Origin of the sequence: Streptomyces sp. NPDC015125 (assembly GCF_043080045.1) — a bacterium.
GTDB lineage: Bacteria > Actinomycetota > Actinomycetes > Streptomycetales > Streptomycetaceae > Streptomyces.
In genome coordinates, this window is record NZ_JBIBVF010000012.1 from 130,699 (window position 1) to 151,862 (window position 21,164).

Here is a 21,164-nt window from a genome sequence, read left to right on the forward strand (position 1 = left end):
CGACGAGTCGGCGGTGCGTGCTTCGTGGGAACAGGGAGCATCCGGGTTCCTGCCCGTTTGTTCCGCGTCTCTGCTCCTGCGCCTCTGGGGCGCGTCCGTTGAGGCTGTAAGAGTGGCGAAGGATGGTTCGCTCTTGGACTCCGGAGGAACGCAGATGGGCCTGACCCGCGACGAGAACCCCAAGTCCGGCAGGGTGCGCGGGCCTGAGCGGCCGAGACCGGCTTCCGCTTCCGCCGGCACGGCTGTTCAGCGGATGCTCGCCTTGCAGAGCGCTGCCCACATGTGCATTACCTCCAGTTGCCCACGTACGGCACGACGTTCGGGCGCGGCGGGGGTACGAGAGGACACGTGATTCTGGGCCCGCGCGGATTCCTGGATCAGCGCAGCGATGCCAACTCCCAGCTGCCTCCGGCCATCGTCGACGCCCGCGCGATGTATACGAACGAGACCTTCATTGCCGGACATCTGGTCAACGCTTCCTTCGGCGGGGACGGTCGACGGTCGGCGAATCTCACTATTCTGACTTCCAGCGCCAACGGCCAGATGAAGAGTTTTGACAACTCGATCAAAAAGGCCCTGGATTGCGTGAGCAATATCTACGAACACCTATCCCGCATGTCTGTAGATATCACTCCTCTACGGCTCGGCGTTGAAGTGGATGTCAGGCCCGCAGGTGAAGGGTATACGTGGGACACGCACGGCCCCGGAAAATACATCTCGACATTCATCCACTGCGCAGCAACAGTCCGTGGTGCCGGCTTGCTGGAAGACTGGATAACTGCGGAATTGGCCAAGGACCCCAGAAATCCAGACTGGCTGTACGTTCGCGGTCAGCTGGACATAGTGGACAACTACATCGACTACGCGAACACCATGGGCATGATCGACAACGAGCCCAGGCACCCCATCGTCCCCGCCCAGAGCGGTTCGCGCAGGCGTTGACGGCGTGAAGGGAACTTCGGCTATGCGTGGTTGCCCTTTCTCGGGGCTCGGTGCGTAGGAGGCCCGAGACGGGCCTGATGCGATGGAAGCCTCCACCCGCCGTAGGCGTCGCCGGACGCATTCTCCGCGGGCGGGCCACTGTTTGGAGACCACCGCCGAAGCCGTGGCCTCGATCGCGAAGGGCGGCCTCTCGCCCCGGTGTGGTCGGCCTGACCAAGGTCGCCGCGGTGGACTACGCGCCCCGTGGTGTTCGCGTCGACGCGGTCTGCCCCGGCCCGACCCGCACGCCCGGGTTCGAGCGGGTGGCGGCCGGCACCGACCTGATCGCCATGCAGGAGGCGATGACCCCGCTGGGCCGGATGGCCACGCCGGAGGAGGCGGCCGCGGCCACGGTCTGGCTCTGCTCGGACGCGTCGCCTCGTACGTCACCGGGATCGCGCTGCCGGTGGACGGCGGGCGACGGGCGTAAGGGACGTCACGGTCGCGGCACGGCTGGGGTCAAGCCTCCTCCTGGCTGATCGGCACTTCGACCGGGGGTGATCGGGCGGCGTGGCCGTGGTGTCGGCGGCATATCCCGGGCTGTCAGCCCGATGTCGGCGGCATATCGGGGCTGTCAGCCCGGTGTCGGCGGCATATCGGGGACTGTCGGTCCGATGTCGGTGGGGTCCGGCACCGTTCGAGAGGTCCGGCCGGGTGTCCATCCGGCCGTGGGGTGAGGAAGGGGATCTCTCATGCATGACGTAGTGATCGTGGGCGCCGGCCCGGTTGGTCTGTTCCTTGCCTGCGAGCTTGGCCTCGCGGGCTGCTCTGTCCTGGTGCTGGAGCGGGAGCCGGATTCCCACTCCCCGTTCAAGGCGAAGCCGCTGGGGATGCGGGGGCTGTCCGCCGCGTCGGTCGAGACGTTCTACCGCCGCGGGATGCTGCCCCAGCTGCTGACGGCATCGGGCGTCCACGACGATCCGGGCCCGGCCTCCGACGCGCACGAGCCGTTACCCCCTCGTGGCGTGGGCCATTTCGCCGGCATGGTGCTCGATCCGGCCCTGGTCGACGTCGCCGCCCTGCCGTACCGGCTTCCCAGCCCGGCGATGGACGGCATGCTGACCTACCTCGAAGCGGTCGAGACCCTGCTGTCCGAGCAGGCATCCCTGCTCGGCGTGGACATCAGGCACGGCGTCACGGTCTCGGCCATCGCCCAGAACGATGAGAGCGCGGTCGCGCAAGCCGGCGAGCACGAGTACGCGGCGCGCTGGGTCGTCGGCTGCGATGGCGGACGCAGCGCGGTGCGTGGGCTCGCGGGCTTCGAATTCGTCGGCACCGAGCCACAGTTCACCGGCTACACCCTGCACGCCACCGTCGCCGATTCCGAGAAACTGCGCTCTGGAATCAACCTGACGCCGACGGGCATGTACCTCCGGCTCTCGGAAGGGCACGTCGGCATGATGGACTTCGACGGCGGCGCGTTCGATCGCTCGCAGCAGCCGACTCGCGACCATCTCCAGGCGGTTCTGCGCCGTGTATCCGGCACCGACGTGACCCTGGACGACGTCCATCTCGCCTCCAGCTTCACCGATCGGGCGATGCAGACGACGAGCTACCGGCGGGGCCGAGTCCTGCTCGCGGGCGACGCCGCTCATATCCACTCGCCCCTTGGCGGGCAGGGACTCAACACCGGCATCGGCGACGCCATGAACCTGGGCTGGAAGCTCGCGGCAACCGTGCACGGGTACGCGCCGGACGGGCTGCTCGACACCTACACCCGCGAGCGTCATCCGATCGGGGCGGGGGTGCTCGACTGGTCGCGCGCCCAGGTGGCGGCCATGCGGCCGGACCCGCATGGCCAGGCGGTACAAGGGGTGCTTCGCGACCTGATCGGGACCCGTGACGGAACGACCTATGTGTTCGAGAAGGTGTCGGGAGCGTCGATCCGTTACGACCTCGGCAGCGAGCATCCACTGGTCGGTCGCAACGCCCCGGACCTTCGCCTCGAAAACGGCACTCGCCTCGGTGACCTGATGCGGGACGGACGGGGCGTCGCGCTCGATTTCAGCACCGACCGATGCCTGCGCGGTTCGGCGATGGGCTGGGAGAGTCGGATGCAGTATGCAGCCGGTCCGGCGACAAACGACCTCGGATTGGGTGCCGTGCTTGTCCGGCCCGACGGCGTAGTCGCCTGGGCAGGTGATCGCACCCCTGATCGTGCCGCGTTCGAGCGGGCCGCCGGCCATTGGTTCGGGGATCCGGAAATCTAAAGCGGCTGCCCCGTTCCCCTCAACAGCTCCCCCGTTCCCCTCGGCGGCTACCCCGTTCCCTTTTCGTTCCGGCGGGCGCCAAAAGGGTGCGAGGGGAGTCGTGCCGATGCGATTTTCCTCGCCGAACTAGCAACGTTCTCATCCGCTTCACTCTCCTCACTCGAATTCAAGGAGCGCACATGACGATCACTGTCCGACCGGGAAGCACCGTGATGTTCACCGGCGATTCGATCACCGACTGCCAACGGCTGCTGAGCGAAGACGGTCTCGGCTTCGGCTACCCGCTGCGCGTCGCGGGCGAGTGGGCACTCCGGCATCCGGACCGCCCCGTGACCTGGCTGAACACCGGGGTTGGCGGTCACAAGGTGATGGACCTCGAAGCCCGCTGGCAGACAGACGTACTCGACGCGCGTCCGGACGTGGTGTCGCTCCTCGTCGGGGTCAACGACATGGGCTGGCACACGCTGGACCCGAAGGGGTACGTGATTCCCGTGGAGGAGTTCGAGGCGGGTTACGACCGCCTGCTCGCGCCCCTCGCCGAGGCGGGCACGGAGCTGATCCTCATCGAGCCGTTCCTCCTGCCGATCCACGGCGTCGTCGAGGCCGGGGCCGGTGTCGCGCTCATCGGAGAGGAAGAGCGAAAGGAGTGGCGCACCGACCTGGACCCGAAGATCCAGGTCGTGCGCAAGCTCGCCCGCAAGTACGGGGCGCAACTGCTCGACGCCGACGGCATGTTCGCCGAGCTCGCCGCGACGACCGGGCCGGAGTACTGGGCCGCGGACGGCGTACACCCGACGCCGGCCGGTCACGCCGCACTCGCGGCGGCCTGGCTGCGCCTGGTCGCGTGACCGGCCTCGCGATCACCCGCGACACCGGCGATCGCGAGGAGCTTCGCCGCCCGGGCCGCCCCGGGCAGGCCGCCCCGGGCGGGCCATCACGCGTCGTTCGCCGGCGTCCACGACGGGGCGCCGGCCGATGCCGGGCGCGGCCTTCTCCACTGTCCGGCCGACGAACTTCCTGTCCCGGTCGTGCGTCAACTGCGGGATGGGCAACCCTTGACTGAAGGTTGACTGCTTGGGTGGCGAGCCCTTGACAAGATGCGAACTACGTTCCCTGCATGCCTCTACGCACCCCGGCGCTGCCTGTGCTCCCGTACCGCAAGCCGACCCGCGGCCGCGACTACTGGGTGCTGGACGACGTACTGCCGGACCCGGAGGTCGTGCGGGAGCGTTGTCTGGCCAGGAGCGACTGGACCGAGGGCTACCCCCACAAGCCCGAGAGCTGGCCGGGCTTGCGCGCCAGGCCGGCGCTCGAACCCGGCGAACTGGCCCATGTCGAGAAGCTGGTGCAACGGGCGACCGGCGCCCGGAAGATCTGGGCCGAACACCCCGCGGGCAGCCATACCTTCCATCACAACTGCGTCCAGGTCGTCGGCGAGGGCGAGTGTGAGCCCCGCCCCCACACCGATTCCCGGAACCTCTGCCGGTACGCCGCCGTGCTCTACCTCAACCCCCTGGTTCCCAAGGACTGCGGAACCAGCTTCTACCGGCAGAGCCTGCCGGGCGGCACCCTCGGTGGCAACCAGGTGGCACCTCCGCACAACAACCTGGTCGACGCCCTCGGCACCCGCTTCGTCACGCCGGACTCCTTCACCGAGGACGTCCGCATCCCCCACCGCGCCAACCGCCTGCTGCTCTACTCCGCCAACCTGATCCACACAGCGACCCGCTACTGGGGCACCACGCGGCAGGACAAGCGGATGACGGCGGTCTTCTTCTGGATGGCCTGACACCCGCTCCGACACCGGACGTCGTAGTGGTGCCTCCGATACGGCCGCTGACCCACCGAGTCCGCCCGGTGGACAACGGCCCCGATCGACCGCGCCCCCCGCCCCGCCCCGGCTGGGTACGGGGCGGGGCGGGACGGGGCGAAATGCGCTCGGCGCGCGGTTCAGCGGTTCAGCGGTTCAGCGGTTCACCTCAATGGCATTCCGCAGGTGCCTTGCACGGATCCGACGTATCGGCCGGTCGGCGGCCTGCCGAAAGAGCCGGCTCTGAACGTGATGGGCGGAAAGGAGCGAGCAGCCACAGCGCGAGCCATCCGGAACCGCGACAGCCGAGAGAGTGCGGTGCGCCTCTCACCGGCACGGCGGTCCGGGCCGTGCACGGGTCGCTGAGGAGCCCGCCTGCGCCCGGCCTCGGCACCATCGCCCAGCAGGGTGCACCGTCCGGGCGCAGGCGGCCCACTCCGACTCATCAGAGCGCCATGTCCGCTGTGCCTGGATATCCTGCAAAGTGTGATCAAACCTGGACGGCTGCGCCTCCGTCGTCGCCACGGCCGGGGGCCACTTACTCTGCTGTCTCCAGTGATCCTCACCGTTGTCATCGCCGGCCTGGCGTATGCCACTCCCCCAGAGCTGGCTTTCAGCCGGCTCCTGCCCGCAGCGCCGGCCCTCGCCGCCGCCATGTGGCCCGTGCTCCCCACCGTCCTCCTGGGGACGGTCTGTCTTCTTCTCATGATCGGCCTCGGCATCGTGTTCCCCGACCTGGGGACGTGGTGGACGGCGGCAGGGGTCGTCGCTGTCACCGTGGCCGCCGCGTACGGAAGTCATGTCCGGCTCCGGCGGGAGCAGACCCTGTTCCAGCTCCGGCTTGTCGCCGACACGGCGCAGCAGGTGGTCCTGAGCCCGATGCCGCGCCGCTTCGGGGGCATCGAGATCGAGGCGCTGTATCTCGCTGCCGCGGCGGAGGCCAGTATCGGCGGCGACTTCTACGAGGTGGTCGACACGAAATACGGGGTGCGGCTGCTCATCGGCGATGTGCGGGGCAAGGGTCTGCCGGCGGTGGGCACGGCCGCGGCGATGGTCAACTGCTTCCGGGAGGCCGCCTACGACGAGGCCGACCTGGTCAATATCGCCCGTCGCCTGGAGGCCAGCAGTACCCGTTACAACGCCGCCTTTCCCCCCGAGGGCATGATGGAGCGCTTCGCCACCGCCCTTCTCGCCGAGATCCCACACGGGGGCGGCAGTATCGGAATCCTCAACTGCGGACATCCCCCGCCGCTGCTCCTGAACCACGGGGAGGTCCGCGCCCTGGAGCCCACCGCTCCCTCGCCGCTTCTCAACCTCGCGGAGCTGATCGGTGATCACTACAGCACCGACACCTTCGGCTTCGCCCCTGGCGACCTGCTGCTCCTCTATACCGACGGCGTTGCCGAGGCTCGCGACCGCGACGGCGAGTTCTTCCCGGTGGCGGCCTGGTTGCGCCGGCAGCCCCCGGGGCGACCCGGCGAACTGCTCAACGCTCTCCACCATGACCTCCTCCACTACAGCAGAGGACGCCTCGACGACGACATCGCCGCCCTCGCCCTGCGCTTGTGCGCCTCTCCGGAGCCGCTTGACGGTCAGCGGGATCAGCCTGCATAGGAGTCCTTGCAGGATGATCTGCGGGTGCATGGTGGAGAGGTAGGTCATCTCGTTCTCGGGGGTGAGGACGACTCGGCCGAAGCCGTGGGAGATCGGTGACGAGCTGTGGGCGGTGATCGAGCCGCTTCTGCCCGGGCATGAACGCCGCTACCGCCGCTACCGCCGCTACCGGTTGCTCGCGCGCTCTTCGCGCCGGTGCTCTGCGCACGGCGCTGGACGACCATAGGAATACCGAACGCTCACGACACGGATTCCGGAAACCCGTTGACTACGGCATTCACCGATATGGCCCACTGCTGCGACCCGATTGGAGTGCGTGGCCGTGCCTACCGGTGCGGAGGGGTGGAAAGTCAGGTGCCTTGAGCTCTCACGGAAGGCGTGAACACCATGGCAGCATTTCCGGTACCCCGCTCACGGCGCCGAATACGTCGCACACACGTCGTCGCGGCCGGGTGCATCATGGCCCTGAGCACATCCGTGGCAGCCCCTGCCACCGCAGACGGCGGCACGACCACGACCACGGTCAAACCCACCATCGTGCTGGTGCACGGGGCGTTCGCGGACGCCTCCAGTTGGAACGGGGTCGTCGAGCGGCTCGAACGTCGTGGTTACGCCGTCATGGCCCCCGCCAACCCGCTACGCGGGCTGTACAACGACTCCACCTACATCGCCTCCGTGCTGGACAGCATCAAGGGTCCGATCGTGCTGGTGGGTCACTCGTACGGCGGCTCCCTGATCAGCTCGGCCGCCGAGCGCAACCCCCGGGTGAAGTCCCTGGTGTACGTATCAGCACTGATGCCCGACGTGGGCGAGAGCGGCATGTCCCTGGCCGCCAGATTCCCCAGCGAACTCGCCACGGCCACGAATTCCGTTCCCTACCGGGCCGGCGGTGTCAGCGGGACGGACCTCTACCTCAAGCCCGACAGGCTCCATCAGGTATTCGCCGCCGACCTGCCGGAGAGCACCGCAAGGCTCATGGCGGTGACCCAGCGGCCCGCGGCAACGACCGCGTTCTCGGAGAAGGCCAAGGCGGCAGCCTGGAGACACATCCCGTCGTGGTTCCTCGTCGCGAAGCAGGACAAGACCATCAACCCCGACCAGGAACGCTTCGAGGCAAAGCGTGCGGGTTCACACACGGTGGAGATCGACTCCTCCCACGTGGCCATGATCACCCACCCCGAAGCGGTCACCGACCTGGTCCTCGAAGCCGCCACGGCAGCCGAATCCACCCGGCCCACGATGGCCGCCACGGGCTCCACCCATGGCTCCCGGGCCGAGACCGCGCTCACCGGCATCGCCGCCGCCGCATTGATCGCGGGAGCGGGAGCCGTCCTCCTGGGCCGCCGGCTGAGGCGCCCCGCGCCCTGACGGGTGTTCGGCGGCGCGCGGGCCAACGACCGGTTGTGGCACTTCGCCTTCAACCGGCTCACCGACATCAACGAGGAGTTGATCAAGGGGCGCGAGCACCTCTACTTCGGCCACCAGTTCGCCACCACGGCGGCGCGCCCCCTGCCCGAGCACGCCGTCCGGCACTACGTCGACCCGCTGGCCGCCGACCCCGCAGCGCTCCGGTCCAGCTTCACGTGCTACCGCGCGCTCGATACGACCATCGAGCAGAACCAGCGGCGGAGGACCCGGCGGCAGCTGTTCGATCATGAGCGGATGACTGCGTTCTCCCATGTGTGCTTCGTTGTGCCGGACATCGAGAGGGCTCTGCAGGACCTTGGGAGGTCCGTGAGAGCTGAGTGGGGTGCTCCGGTAGCTGACCGACTTGGCGAGTGGGACTTCCGCATCGCCTTCACCCGCGGCGGACCACCGTTCATCGAGCTGATCGAGGGGCCTGCAGGGAGTCCTTGGGATGCATCGCAAGGAGCTCGGTTCGACCATCTCGGCTACTGGACCAGCTCCGTCCAGCAGGGTTCGCAGCGGCCGGAGGACGAAGGTTTCACCGTTGACTTCTCTGGCTGCCCCTATGGCCGGCCCTTCGCGTACCACCACTTGGACAGCATCGGCGGCCGTATCGAGCTGGTGGATGTGACACGGCAGCCGAGCTTCCTCCAGAAGTGGCATGGCGATGGGGGCCCCATGCCCGTGATCGACGAGATATGACAGCACAAACACGGTTCTTGCGTTGGGCGGCCGACGGCAAGAGAACGCGCACACCCCGGAGGGGACGAAAGCAACGATGCGGGCACGGATCGCACTACACGAGACCGACTGGACCGGGGCGGTACACGCCTACGGCGACGGAGAGGACACCCTCAAGTGGCTTCGCGACGCCTGTGGCGAGGACCCGGACCGCGCCGAGCGGGCCGTTGAGGTCCTCCACAACTGCCTGGTCCACCAGGGAAGCGTCTACGCGGGGTCGGCCAAGGCGTACCCCGTCCTCGTGGACCTCCTGCTCGACCCCACGGCACCCCACCGGGCAACCCTCGCTGACCTGCTGCTCGACATCACCATCGGCATCGCGGAGACCGAAGCCGTGCACCACGAGATCCGTGCGGCCCACGCGCGGGCGACTCCTCTCCTGCTCCCCCTCCTCACCGACCCGGTCCGTGAGGTGCGACACCGCGTCGCCTACGTGACCGGGTTGCGCACCGGGCACGAGGAGCTTGCAGTACGCGCGCTGGGCGAACGCGCCCTCAGCGAACCGGACCCGCTTATCGCGGCGGTCATGACCGGTGGCGTCGCCCGGCACGACGTCGCCGACCGCGCCACGTGGCTCTCCGGCGCTCTGGCGCCCCGTCACACGTCCGCCGTGCGCGCCGCCGCGGCGTGGGGCATCGCCCGAGCCGGACTGCCGTGGACCACCGAGGCGACCACCGCCGTCGCCGAGGCTTGGGAGCACGGCGACGTGCTCAACGGCGATGTCATCGAAGGCGAACAGTGGCGCTGGTCGGACAACCCGCTGGCAGAGACGCTCATCGCCATGGCCGACCCGGTCCGTGCGGCGGAGATCTGCCTGCGTTTGATCCAGTCGGAAGACGAGGACAGCGCGGAGTACGGTGCCGTCGCCACCATGGGCCTCTTGGAGGAACACCCGCACCCACACCCGGTGTTCGCCCCCGTGATTGCTGCCGTCCGCGCCCACCGGGCCATCCATATCCGCTCTTACGCCGATGACCTCGACGCCCTCACAGCGGCGGACGAGGGGGGTCACACCGTGCGCTAGGCGTGGTCGCGTGCCCTGCTCCTCACGGGGCCGCTCGGCTAACACATGCTGAACGGGCGACCACTTCGGTCCCGGTTGACGCCACGTCACCCGGGACCGAACCCCGTTGACCGACCTCACGGAAGGTTCGGCCCGCCCGGGGCATGCACCACTGGCGCCGGCGCGCCGTGCAGATCCGCTGAAGCCGGCGCCCGGAGCACGCACTCCGACCCCGGCCGCCCGAAACGCGATCCCCGGCCCGCCACCCGAGGAGTGGCGACCACTCGGCCACGGGCGGCCTCGGGTGGCCTCGGGTGGCCTCGGGCGGCGAATTCCTCATGTGCCCCACGCGTTCCAGACAGCGGCGATTCGGCCAATCCCCACCGTCCGAGGGCGGCCCCAGCAAGGCGCCCACGCGTTCGAGCCCTTGCCGCGCCCGGGCTCACACGCGTCCGGAATCGAGCGCGTTCGATTCTCTGTGGGCGTCGTTATGCCGTGCACTGCCGAGCCATCCCGGTGCGGCACGTCTGGCTGACCGGATCATCGTCATGGAGCACGGCCGCGCGAGGGAGGACGGCACGTACGACGACCTGCTCCATGCCGGCGGCCCGTTCGCCGAGCCCATAGCCCTGGCCACGGACCGGTAGGCATCGTCGGCCCCGGCTTGCACAACGAGATTCCGGCCGGGACCGCTACTCCCCGGCGATGGCGCTCACGCTTCCTGTCCGGCTGAACTCCGACCGCACGAGATGAATCGAGACACAGATGACCGAGACCTGGCAGACGATCGCCCGCCTTGCCGGCCGCCTGGAGGACCACTCCACGCTCCCCCGCGAACAGCGCATCCTCCTGCAACTGCTGAAGATCCAGGAGGAGGCCGGCGAGGTGGCCGAGGCGGTTATCGGGGCCATGGGGCAGAACCCTCGGAAGGGGCACTCGCACACCTGGGAGGACGTTGAGGCCGAGGTCTGCGATGTCATCGTCAGCGGCATGGTCGCGTTGACCCGCATGAACCCCGAGGCCGCGACCGTCTTCGCGCGTCATATGGAGGGCATCGTCGCGCGGGACCTCGACAAAGCCGAGAGCGCCGCGAAAGCCGAGGGTGCCGACGCCCGGTGAACGGGTGCCGCCATCCTGTGACCCGGCTCGCGCTATCGGACAAGAGCAGTCTTGGTCGGAGGCGGAGAGAGCAGCTGCCCGCCCCGCGTCGTTCCGCACCGTGAAAGGGGGTCGGCCTTTGCGCCAACCCCGCCCAGACCCACCAGACCCCCACCACAGCCCGAAGAGAGGTCCAGCGCCGCGGCACAGTTGCGGCACAGGGCTGCTTCTCCCCAGCCGTCTCGCCGGCCGCCCGCGCCACCCCGAGGAAGTTGATGTTGTGGTGAGTCGTGGTCAGCTGGGTTGAGCTGGGTTGAGCTGCTTCAGTCTCCCTGTGACCACGCAGCTGACGGGAGTGACAAGTAAACGCCGAAGTCGCGGAGTCCGGTCGCGGTACTGACGTCCTGGTGAAGCCTGTCCACGCGCTCTTGGCGGTTGGCGGCCCTGCTCTCGAACCACTTGGACCTCACCTCGATCACCACATCGAGGCCACTCCGGTCCAACGGACCCAGCCTCCGGAAGCGAATCTCCACATCGCCCGGCTGCAAGGCCCCGTCGTACGGTTCCTCGGGACACTCCACGGCCTCGGACACCAGGTGCGGCAGCACCGACCCCAGTTCTCGGAGCTTCGATTCAGCGACACCCGGCACATAGGTCACTTCCACAAGCGGCATCGGGCCACCCTAGCCTCGAACACGTTCGGTGCTCGCGGAAGCAAGAGCACGAGCGCACGGGAGCACGAGCGAGGTGATGGGTAGTCCGGCGCGGTAGCGCGCTGCCGGTTTGCCGGGACGTATGGCGATGGCCCGGAACTGCTTGGCGCCGACGCGGCCCACGCACTCGCGGGGCAGTGGCTGGCGGCAACGCCGTGCCCACGTGGGTGGGTATGACGGTCCGGCACAGCTCTACGGTCTTCCGCAAAGACCTGCGTGCCTAGGTGGCGCTCCAGCGGATCATGGCCAGAGGCGGAGGCGGAGGCGGAGGCAATGGCTGTGACGTTGACGGTGACGGTGACGTGGAAGCCATAGGCCCTCTCGTCGTATCTGGTCCCGACGGCCCGAGAATTTTCGAGGGTGTTGGTCGTCCGCTCGACTTCGTTCCTGCGCTGGTAGATGGCCTTGTCGAAGCCGGCGGGCCGACTGCCCCTGCCGCCGCGGCGTGCGGAAACGCGGTGTCCACGGCTCCCCTACAGCTTCAGGCCGTGCCGGGTGAGGTACCAGTTGTGGAACGCGAACAGCCCACCGAGCATCACCAGCCAGAGCACGGTGCTGGTGAGCGGGAAGGCGTCCAGCGGGATCGTGTACACCAGCACCACCCGCAACAGCGCGTCGAGCAGGAAGACCGCTCCCCACACCGCCGTGACCAGCCGCAGGTGGTGGCGGAACGTCGGCTCCTCGTCCCACCGCGCCTCCCAGGCGGCCAGCCCGGCCTCGCCGACCTTGGCGATGACGATGCCGCGCGAGGCCGTCATGATGAACGGGCGCCGGGTGAGCAGCGTACCGAGCACCCAGAGCCCGATCGCGGCGGTCAGCCAGCTGTCCCGGATCATCAGCACCCGCGGACTGCCGGTGATCAGTGACAGCAGTGTTCCGGCCACCACCAGGCTCAGCGTGAACACCGCCATCCCCTCGACGCGCCGTTGCCGCACGATGCCGTAGCCGATCCACGGCAGGAGCAGCACGCCGCCGACGACCATCGAGAGCCACTGGCCTGCGCCGGCCGCCCGCAGCCCGTAGTAGGAGCCGAGCGGGAGAACGAGCTCGAAGAGGAGCTGCGCGACGAGCCGTCGGCGCAGCGCCGCCGTGCGGCCCCGGGCGGCCGCCGCGGCGGACCCGTCCGTGTCGGTCTGCGGTGCCTGGTGCGTTGCCATGGTGTGCGCCCCCGTGTCCGCTGTGGTCATGACGTCTTCCTGGTGGCGCGGTCGAACAGGTCCGCCAGCTCCCGGCCGGCCGCCCGCACATCGAGATCGGGATCGTGGGTGGCGCGGCGCACCACGTCGTCGATGGCGGCGCGGATCGCCCGCATCATCACCCAGGGGTCGAAGTCACCGAACTCGCCCGCGCGTTGCGCCTTGCGGATCTGCTCCACCTGGACGGCGAGGTTCGCCTCCGTCGAGTCGAGGAAGGCGACCATGCCGGGGTCGCCGCCGCGGAGGTTGGCCAGGATCTCGACGAGCGCCGCGAGGTGGTTCGGGTACTCGGCGAACAGGTCGAGGTTGCCCTCGATGGAGGCGCGCAGGCGGGCCGCATAGCTCTCGTGGGCCTCGGTGCGGGGGCGGACGTACCCCTCCGCGAGCCGCATCACCTCGGCGACGACCTCGCGCATCAAGTCGTCCCGCCCGTCGAAGTGGTAGGAGATCATCCCCGTACTGCTCAGCCCGGCGCGCTCCGCGATCTTCGCGAACGAGGCCCGGTGATACCCGAGTTCGGCGATGACGTCGATCGCCGCGGCGACGATCTGGGCGCGGCGGCCCGTCTCGGTGAAGGAGGACTTGGTCTTGCGCCCCGCCTTTTGCTTGGCTGTGCTATCCCTTGCTTGCATGAGCAAGAAGGTAGCGCAGTTTGCTCACCCGAGCAAGACGGTGGTGGCGCGGGTATCCGCGGTACGGGACCAGTACGGTGCGGCGCCGGCCCCCGCGCCCGGGCACCGGACAGGTAGCCGGACAGATAGGTGGACGGGTAGCCGGACAGATAGGTGGCCGATGCGACTGTGGAGCACGGGCGCGGCTATGAGCGGGCCGCCGTCCAGCAGGCCGGAGTGGCTGCGCATCCAGCCCTCGCGCGCCGAGGACGTGGCCGCCCCCTCACCGCCACCGCCACCCCTGGCCGCCGCCGGGACGCCGCCCTGGAGAAAGGAGCCCTCTCCCCCGGAGGGCTTGCGCCGCCCTACTCGCCGACGGCGGGCGGCCGGGTGCCGTAGTCAGGGGTCTCCCGGGCCGGCAGACCCCGCAGCAGGCTGTCCAGGAAGAGGTCGAAGCGAAGCGGCGCGTCACCGAGAAGCCGCTGCTCCTGCGCGCCGAGCCAGGTGACGAGCACGGTTCCGAACACATACCAACTCTGCTCGGCGAGTTCGGGGCCCGCGCCGCCCGCACGGAACGCGGCGACGACGGCGTCCCGCATCTTGAAGAAGCCGCGCGTGTGCCGGTGGGGGCGGGAGATGCGGGTGGCATAGCCGGGGGTGGCGAGGAACTCGTCGTGCGCAGCCCAGGCGAGGCGCCCCAGCCACGCACGCCAATTGTCCGGCGTGGGTGCATCGGTGGGGACGATGCGGTCGATCAAGGTCTCACTGATCAGGTCGATGACACCCTCCCGCCCCGGAACCCAGCGGTAGAGGGCGGAGTGCGAGACCCCGAGCCGGGCCGCCAACTGCCGCATGGACAGCGACTCCAGGTCGCCGGAGGCGAGCGCGGCCTCCACGATCGCACCTCTGCTCAGCCGCGCGGGCGGGCCGGGCCGCTTGCCAGGACCAGTCATGCTCCGGACCTTACCGACCCATCGGGGGCTCTCGGTGACGGCCACCCCCTGGGTGACAGCCCCCTGACAGTTCCTGGTGACGGCTCCCCCCGACAGTAGTGACCAATGGTCTCTATTGAGTTAGGCTCACCTTACTTTCACTTCTCCGATCCTCTGTGCCGAAAGGAGGGAGTGCTGTGTCCGTGCGCACGGAAAAGGACGCGCGTCCCGGGAACGGAACGACCAAGCGCCCCGCGAGGGCCGCTGCACCTCCCGAGTTACTCCTGCTGCTCGCCTGCGGTGCGATGTTCCTGGTCGTCCTCGACGCCACGATCGTCTCCGTCGCCCTGCCCGCCGTCGGCTCCGAACTCGGCTTCGGCGGTGCGGGACTGGGCTGGGTGGTGAACGCCTACACCCTGACCTTCGCCGGTTTCCTGCTGCTCGGCGGGCGGTTAGCCGACCTCTTCGGCACCCGTCTGCTGCTGGTGACGGGCCTTGCGATCTTCACGCTCGCCAATGTGTGGTCCGGCCTCGCCGCCGGCCCGGCGCAGTTGGTGACCGCCCGCGCCGTGCAGGGCATCGGCGGGGCGCTACTGATGCCCGCAACGCTGACCGTCGTGCACCAGGCGTACCGCGACCCCGTACGGCGCGCCCGCGCGCTGAGCCTGTGGAGCATGGTCGGCGCGGTCGGCGCCGCCACCGGAACGGTGTTGGGCGGGGCCCTCACCGACACGCTCGGCTGGCGCTGGGTGTTCTGGGTCAAGGTCCCCATCGGTCTGGCCATCGCCGTGGCCGGATGGCTGGTGCTGCCCCGCCGGGCGGCCTCCACCGAACCGGGTGCAGGGCGCCGTCCCGTCGACCTGCTCGGGGCGCTCCTGGTAACGGCCGGCCTCGCCGCGCTCCTCTACGGTGTCGTGACGGTGCGCGCACCCGGCACCCGCGGTACGGCGTTCGCCAGCCTGGCCGCCGCCGTGGCGCTGCTCGCGCTCTTCGTCGTCCATCAGGGCCGCTGGGCCCGCGAACCCCTCGTGCCGCTGCGCATCTTCACCTACCGCTCGGTCAGCAGCGCCAACGCCGTCGTCTTCGGTCTGGGCGTCGCCTACCTCGCCAGTCCCGTGCTGCTCGCGCTCTATCTGCAACAGGTGCTCCACTACAGCCCCACTCGCGCGGGGCTCGGCTTCCTGCCGACTGCCTTCGCCGTAATGATCGGCGCTCACCTTTCCGGGCGCCTCACCCCGCGCTGGGGCACCCGCCGCGCCGCTGCCGTGGGAACGGCGATCTCGGCCGCCGGCTTCCTCTGGCTGTCGGGCATCGGCGCTCACAGCGCGTTCCTGACGGACATCGCGCTGCCCTCGCTGCTGTTCGGCCTCGGCGCCGGCATGGCGTTCACGCCCATCACCGTGGCGGCCACCGGCGGCATCGACCCCTCGATGACCGGACTCGCCTCGGGCCTGCTCAACACGACCCGACAGGTGGCCACGGCCCTCGGCATCGCCGTGCTCACCACCCTCGCCGAGGCCCGCGGTGGTGCCCCCGGCTATGCCCTGGCCTTCGCGGTGGCCGCAGCATTGGCCCTCCTCGCCTCCCTCGCCGCCACGGTGTGGATGCCGCCCCGCGTCGCACCTCCGCACTCCCCGGCCGCCTGAGCCCGGTCGCCCCTGCACCGCGGGCCGGTCGGTGCCGGCCGGTCTCCCACCGTGCCTCGCGCGGCGTGCGCACCTCGGTCACCTGCGCACCTCGGTCAGCTGTTTCAGGTGCCGGCCGGGGAGGCGGTACGGCGAGGAGCCAGCCGGGGAATTGTTCCGCCCCGGAGCGGCGGGAAATCGAGAACGGCGTCAAGTATGACCGTCGAACTTCACTCGATAGAGACCCTCACGGTGGATGGATTCACCCGATCGCCTCCCAGTATTCTCGAACCCGCTTCGGGGCGAATCACCGGAATGGGAGGGCCACATGGGCGCACTACTGGATCAGAAGCACGAAAAGCTTTTCTCCTTGCTGGACACCAACGGCGACGGAGTGATCGCCGAAAACGACTTCGAGCTGATGGCGGGCCGAGTGCTGACCGCCGCCGACGAGGAGAGTACGGAGAAAGGCGAGAAGTATGCCGACGAGATGAGGAACTACTGGCAGGCCCTGCGTGATACCGCCGACGCCGACGGCGACGGCCGGATCAGCAGGGACGAGTTCCGCCAGGCCCTGCGTCAGGTGAGCGGCACCTTCGACACGCTGGTCGGACCGCTCTACCAGGCCGGCTTCCACCTCGCCGACAGGGATGATGACGGCCTGGTCGGCAGGGAGGACTTCGTCGCGGTCCTCGCCGCCATCGGTGTCCCGGCACCCGAGGCCGGGGTGGCTTTCGACCGGCTCACCGGGCAGAGCGGACAGCTGACGAAGGACCAGCTGATGACCGCCGCCAGCCAGTACTACTGCAATGAGGACCCGGCCGACACCGCAAGTCATCTGCTCTTCGGCGCACTGTGAGGTAAGCCCACATTGGACGTGATCGCGGTGGCGGAAACGGGCGCTTGCGCTACGGCGGACAACACGGCCGTCCCGGCGGACCGTGTGCAGTTGACGCTGAACGACGTGCTCTTCGACGGGCGTTTCGACGATCTGCACAAGCCATGGACGAAACTCTTCCGTCGGGACATTTTCCGCTACCGCGATGGGTTGTCACCTTCAGAACGTTCCGAACTCGGTTATGAGCGTTTACGGGTCGTCAACGACGAGATCGACAACGTCGAGGACTTGGTCACCACAACCGACCAACTGATTTCGCTGCACGAATGGTTGGGAGTGGTCGACGGCACGCTGACCACCCTGGCGACCATCCACTACAACCTGTTCCTCGGCAGCCTGCTCCACCTCGACCCCCGACGTACGGTGGACCTCATACCGTTCACCCGGCTGTGGCGGTACGGCACCGTTCTGATCACCGAACTCGACTACGGAAACAACGCCGCCGAGTTGGAGACCACGGCGACCTACCAGCCGGAAACCGACACCTTTGTGCTGCACACCCCGTCGCGCGGCGCGCAGAAGTTCATGCCCAACACCGGCCCCGCCGGCGGCCCCAAGAGCGGCCTGGTCGCGGCCCGGCTGACCGTGCGCGACCGGGATTGCGGCGTGTTCCTGTTCCTCGTCCCGCTGCGCGACGAACACGGGCCGCTGCCCGGTATCCGGGTGCGCCCACTCTCGCAGACACCCGGTTCCGCCGTTGATCACGCCATCACCTCGTTCGACCGGGTCGTGCTCCCGCGTGCGGCGCTGCTGGTCGGCGACCACGCGGACCTCACCGCCGAAGGGGCCTTCCACAGCACGCTCGGCAGCCGGCGGCGCCGGTTCCTGCGGTCCATCCAGCGCGTCACCACGGGCAAACTCTGCCTGAGCGCGGGGGCGCTGGCCGGAGCCCGGGCGTGTCTCACCGTCGCCGTACGGTATGCCCACCGCCGGCACACCTTCGCCCCGGCCAGCAGGTCCGGCGTCCCGGTCTTCGCCTACCGCTGCCACCAGACCAGACTGCTCGGGGCCGTGGCCAGCGCCTACGCGGCGACGTTCCTGCTGCGCGAGGCCACCCGCAGCTGTGCGGGTGCGGACGCTACCGAGTCGGCCGACGCAGAGGTTGCGGAGGTTCTCGTCGCGGCGGCGAAGGGCTGGATCACCTGGCGGGCCAGGGACATCGTGATCGAGTGCCGGGAGCGCTGCGGCGCCCAGGGGCTGCTGTCGAGCAACCGCATCGTCGACCTGCTCACACCGATCGAGAGCACCATCACCGCCGAAGGGGACAACCTGGTCATCTGGACGAAGGCCGGCGCCGACATGCTGATCGGGCGCGGCTACAGCCCGCCCCCGGCCCCCGCTGTGCGCACCGGCGCACTGACCGACTGCGCTCTCCTGCTCGACTTGCTCGTCAGGCACGAGCTGTACTGCCTCCAGTACGCCCGCAGCCGGCTCGGCCGGTCCAGCGCCGACCCGATGGAGCGCTGGAACCACGCGGTGAACCCGGCCCTGGACCTCGTCGGCGCGTACGCCACCCGGCGGGCCGCCCAGGCATTCCTGGCCGCCGCCGACCGCGTCGACGACACCACCACGCGCAGCCTGCTCGCGCAGGTTTTCCAACTGTTCGTACTGCAACATCTCGCGCCCTGCGCGGGGTTGCTGCTGGCGGAGGGACACCTCACCGCCGAAGCGGTCCGGGACCTGTCCCCCGCCGTCGACCGCGTCAGCGCCGCACTGGCCCCCCACGCACTCACCCTCGTGGAGGCATTCGGCATTCCGGACGCCATCCTCCAGGCTCCCATCGCCACCGACGGCTATGACGCCGCCTACGACGACCCGGCGGGACCCTGGCGGCCGGCACCGGCCGGCTGAGCCCGGCCCGCCCCGGCCTCGCCCTTCTCCCTTCTCCTTTCTCCCTTCTTCCTTCTTCCTTTCTCCTTTCCACCGTCCACCGTCCACCGTTCCGAGGAGTACCACCGGCCATGAGCGTTGCGTTCACCCGCGAGCCGTCGTGGGCCCCCCGGCTCTTCCCACCGGCCGCCCGTGCGCCGCGCGCCGTACAGACAGCACGGATGTTCCTGGACCCCCAGGGCTACGCGCGCTTGCTACGCCGGCGGTTCGGGCCGGTCTTCTCGCTCCGCACCTTCCCCTACCGCGGTGCCCTCGTGTGCGCGGCCGGCGCCGCGGCCAACCGGGCGGTGCTGACCGACCACGCGCGGTTCACCGGCGGTGACGCCGCCGCTCTGCTGGCGCCCGCGGTCGGCGCCGGGTCGCTGATCTGTACGCCACCACCCCTGCACCTGGGCCACCGCAAGCTCCTGCTGCCGCCCTTCCACGGGGCCCGGATCTCCGGCTGGACAGCGCGGGTACGGGAACTCGTCCGCAGCGAACTGCCCGACCTGCTGACCGGCGACGGCGTGGCCGTGCGCCCCTGGGCGCAACGGCTGACGCTCGACATCATCCTGAGGGTCGTCTTCGGCCTTCAGGCCCCGGCCCGGGTCGCCGCCTTCCGGCACGCGCTCAACGCGTTCGTCGGCATGGGCAACCTCACCGTACTGTTCCTGCCCAAGCCGTTACAGCGCGATCTCGGACCGCTCTCCCCGGGCGGCCGCTTCCACCGGCTCCGCGCGACCGTACGAGACCTGACCCGCGAGGAGATCGCCGCACGCCGGGCCGCGCCCGACCGCGCCCGACGCGACGATGTGCTGTCCCTGCTGCTCGACGCGCGCGACGAACACGGGGCCGGGCTGGACGACGCACAGCTCCTGGATGAACTGACCGGTCTCGTCCTGGCCGGTTACGAGACCACGGCGACCACGATCGCCTGGACACTCCATCTGCTCGCCCACCATCCCGCCGCCCGCGACGACCTGATCGCCGACCTCGACGCGGGCTCGGACCGGGTGCTCAAGGCGACCGTCAACGAGTCCGGCCGACTGCGCCCCGCCGTCCACCACGCCATGCGCACCGCGGCACACGACACGGAGCTCGGCGGCCACCCGGTGCCGCGGTACTCGTTCGTCGCAGCGCTGTTCTCGCTCACCCACCTTGACCCCGAGCTGTGGCCGGAGCCCGATGCCTTCCGGCCCGAGCGCCACCTGGGCACGGCCCCGGTGCCGTACTCGCTGACGCCGTTCGGCGGGGGCGTGCGACGTTGCATCGGGGTGTCGCTGGCCCAGCTCGAAACCGAGACCGTCCTGCGGGAGATCCTCACGGCGGCCGTCCCCGAGCCGGCCGGCCCGCTGGAGCGGGCGCGACTGGTGTCGGTGACGATGGTCCCGGCGCAGGGCGGACGGGTCAGGCTCCGCGGGCGCCGGTCGTACCAGGCCGCCTAGGCAGCTTCGCTCGACCCAGCAGACGGCTGTCAGCCGAGGTCCAGCAGCTGCTCGTAGAAGCCGCCGATTTCCCGTTCCGTGTCGATGAGGTGGATCTCCAGGATCCAGTGGCAGCGCCGGCCCGCCTTGTCGGTGCGCCGCAGCGGGGTGTCATTGGCCGGGGTGAGGTAGGACTCGGTGTCGGCACCGTCGATCTTCTCGTGCGGGAACTCTCCGACCAGGTGGCCCGCATGCCATCCTCCCAGGGCCCAGCCGGCCTCGACGGCAAGGTGCTCGACCCGGGCGTACAGCTGCTTGCCGGTGATGTCCGGGCAGGACTCGAAGGCCTGGCGACCGGCCGCGAAGATCTTGGGAAGGGCGTCCCGCAGGCGGTGTTTGGCGGGGTCGTCGCCCAGGACGTAGGTGCGGCCGAAGTCGGCTTCGTACGCCTCGAAGATCGGGCCGAAGTCGGCGAAGGCGATGTCGTCGGTGCCGATGGTGCGGTCCGGTGGGTTGTCCCGGTACGGCCGGAGAGTGTGCGGTCCGGAGCGGACGATCCGTTTGTGCCAGTGGCGGGTGGTGCCGAACATCTCGTTGGCCAGGTCCCGGACGCGGTCGCTGACCGCGCGCTCACTCTCACCGGGGGCCACCAGGCCACGGGCCGCGATCTCGTGGAACAGCGCCTCGGCCTTGGCCTGGGCCTCCAGCAGCCGCTCGGCGCGTACGGATTCATTCGCCATACGACAAAACCTAAGGGGTGTGCCGTCATCCCTGGTGGACCGGCGCACGGCGCCAGGCTGTCCTCCGGGCAAGCGCCCATCGGCCACCACCTCCACTCCGGTGCCGGACGGTCACAGCCCCGCGGGAGCCGCGAGCTGAAGCCCCATTGGCCGGAGGAAAGGCGTCGCCTTGGCCGGGGCCCACCGGCACACACCGTCCGCCATGCCCCTCGCCCGCCGTCAGCGACGTCGCGAATCGGGCGCCGAGGGCGGCCAGTTCACCCGTCCCCATGACAGCCGGATGGGCAACTGC

18 protein-coding genes and 3 pseudogenes are annotated in these 21,164 nt (G+C 69.5%); 15 read left to right on the forward strand and 6 right to left on the reverse strand.

Features of this window, described 5'->3' with window-relative positions; all coding sequences use genetic code 11:
- Positions 1–348 precede the first annotated feature (348 nt).
- From ACF088_RS24430 to ACF088_RS24480, 11 genes and pseudogenes are all read left to right on the forward strand, one after another.
- Positions 349–942, forward strand: coding sequence for a hypothetical protein (locus tag ACF088_RS24430; protein WP_392377902.1), 594 nt, complete (start codon positions 349–351; stop codon positions 940–942).
- 185 nt (positions 943–1,127) lie between these two features.
- Positions 1,128–1,411 (forward strand): annotated as a pseudogene (locus tag ACF088_RS24435) (SDR family oxidoreductase); the annotation flags it as partial.
- A 262-nt stretch (positions 1,412–1,673) separates the two neighbouring features.
- Complete coding sequence (locus tag ACF088_RS24440) at positions 1,674–3,191, forward strand: FAD-dependent monooxygenase (protein ID WP_392377903.1); 1,518 nt, start codon at positions 1,674–1,676, stop codon at positions 3,189–3,191.
- Between the two features lie 179 nt (positions 3,192–3,370).
- Complete coding sequence (locus ACF088_RS24445; protein WP_392377904.1) at positions 3,371–4,039, forward strand: SGNH/GDSL hydrolase family protein; 669 nt, start codon at positions 3,371–3,373, stop codon at positions 4,037–4,039.
- 269 nt (positions 4,040–4,308) lie between these two features.
- Positions 4,309–4,980, forward strand: a complete 672-nt coding sequence (locus ACF088_RS24450; protein WP_392377905.1) for a DUF6445 family protein — start codon at positions 4,309–4,311, stop codon at positions 4,978–4,980.
- A 576-nt stretch (positions 4,981–5,556) separates the two neighbouring features.
- A complete protein-coding gene (locus ACF088_RS24455) occupies positions 5,557–6,615 on the forward strand; it encodes a PP2C family protein-serine/threonine phosphatase (protein WP_392377906.1) in 1,059 nt (352 codons plus the stop codon).
- A gap of 61 nt (positions 6,616–6,676) precedes the next feature.
- Positions 6,677–6,790 (forward strand): annotated as a pseudogene (locus tag ACF088_RS24460) (IS5/IS1182 family transposase); the annotation flags it as partial.
- A 284-nt stretch (positions 6,791–7,074) separates the two neighbouring features.
- The gene (locus ACF088_RS24465; RefSeq protein WP_392377907.1) at positions 7,075–7,983 is read left to right on the forward strand and encodes an alpha/beta fold hydrolase; all 909 of its coding nucleotides are present in this window, start codon (positions 7,075–7,077) and stop codon (positions 7,981–7,983) included.
- Positions 7,984–7,986: 3 nt separating this feature from the next.
- Positions 7,987–8,724, forward strand: a complete 738-nt coding sequence (locus ACF088_RS24470) for a VOC family protein (RefSeq protein ID WP_392377908.1) — start codon at positions 7,987–7,989, stop codon at positions 8,722–8,724.
- A 76-nt stretch (positions 8,725–8,800) separates the two neighbouring features.
- Positions 8,801–9,787, forward strand: a complete 987-nt coding sequence (locus ACF088_RS24475; RefSeq protein WP_392377909.1) for a hypothetical protein — start codon at positions 8,801–8,803, stop codon at positions 9,785–9,787.
- 744 nt (positions 9,788–10,531) lie between these two features.
- Positions 10,532–10,885 carry a MazG-like family protein gene (locus ACF088_RS24480; RefSeq protein WP_392377910.1) on the forward strand — a complete coding sequence of 118 codons (354 nt, stop codon included), beginning with the start codon at positions 10,532–10,534 and terminating at the stop codon, positions 10,883–10,885.
- Between the two features lie 302 nt (positions 10,886–11,187).
- Here the strand turns inward: ACF088_RS24480 and ACF088_RS24485 are convergent, their stop codons facing one another.
- From ACF088_RS24485 to ACF088_RS24505, 5 genes and pseudogenes are all read right to left on the reverse strand, one after another.
- On the reverse strand, positions 11,188–11,538 hold the full coding sequence (locus ACF088_RS24485; RefSeq protein ID WP_392377911.1) for a hypothetical protein: 351 nt from the start codon (positions 11,536–11,538) through the stop codon (positions 11,188–11,190).
- 326 nt (positions 11,539–11,864) lie between these two features.
- Positions 11,865–12,023: pseudogene (locus ACF088_RS24490) on the reverse strand (IS5/IS1182 family transposase); the annotation flags it as partial.
- Positions 12,024–12,050: 27 nt separating this feature from the next.
- Positions 12,051–12,764 (reverse strand): VC0807 family protein, encoded by a 714-nt coding sequence (locus ACF088_RS24495; protein ID WP_392377912.1) that lies wholly within the window; start codon positions 12,762–12,764, stop codon positions 12,051–12,053.
- Positions 12,761–13,405 (reverse strand): TetR/AcrR family transcriptional regulator, encoded by a 645-nt coding sequence (locus ACF088_RS24500; RefSeq protein ID WP_392377913.1) that lies wholly within the window; start codon positions 13,403–13,405, stop codon positions 12,761–12,763. Before ACF088_RS24500 ends, ACF088_RS24495 begins: the two co-directional genes overlap by 4 nt.
- A gap of 344 nt (positions 13,406–13,749) precedes the next feature.
- Complete coding sequence (locus ACF088_RS24505; protein ID WP_392377914.1) at positions 13,750–14,337, reverse strand: TetR/AcrR family transcriptional regulator; 588 nt, start codon at positions 14,335–14,337, stop codon at positions 13,750–13,752.
- A 176-nt stretch (positions 14,338–14,513) separates the two neighbouring features.
- On the opposite strand from ACF088_RS24505, the gene ACF088_RS24510 reads away from it, so the two are divergent.
- From ACF088_RS24510 to ACF088_RS24525, 4 genes are all read left to right on the forward strand, one after another.
- The gene (locus ACF088_RS24510) at positions 14,514–15,962 is read left to right on the forward strand and encodes an MFS transporter (RefSeq protein WP_392377915.1); all 1,449 of its coding nucleotides are present in this window, start codon (positions 14,514–14,516) and stop codon (positions 15,960–15,962) included.
- Positions 15,963–16,269: 307 nt separating this feature from the next.
- Positions 16,270–16,800: an EF-hand domain-containing protein gene (locus tag ACF088_RS24515; protein WP_392377916.1), complete on the forward strand. Its 531-nt coding sequence runs from the start codon at positions 16,270–16,272 to the stop codon at positions 16,798–16,800.
- Positions 16,801–16,884: 84 nt separating this feature from the next.
- Positions 16,885–18,690, forward strand: a complete 1,806-nt coding sequence (locus ACF088_RS24520; protein ID WP_392377917.1) for an acyl-CoA dehydrogenase — start codon at positions 16,885–16,887, stop codon at positions 18,688–18,690.
- A 110-nt stretch (positions 18,691–18,800) separates the two neighbouring features.
- Positions 18,801–20,153, forward strand: a complete 1,353-nt coding sequence (locus tag ACF088_RS24525) for a cytochrome P450 (RefSeq protein ID WP_392377918.1) — start codon at positions 18,801–18,803, stop codon at positions 20,151–20,153.
- A gap of 29 nt (positions 20,154–20,182) precedes the next feature.
- Here ACF088_RS24525 and ACF088_RS24530 read toward each other — a convergent pair whose 3' ends face one another.
- The gene (locus tag ACF088_RS24530) at positions 20,183–20,872 is read right to left on the reverse strand and encodes a M24 family metallopeptidase (RefSeq protein WP_392374168.1); all 690 of its coding nucleotides are present in this window, start codon (positions 20,870–20,872) and stop codon (positions 20,183–20,185) included.
- Positions 20,873–21,164: the final 292 nt, after the last annotated feature.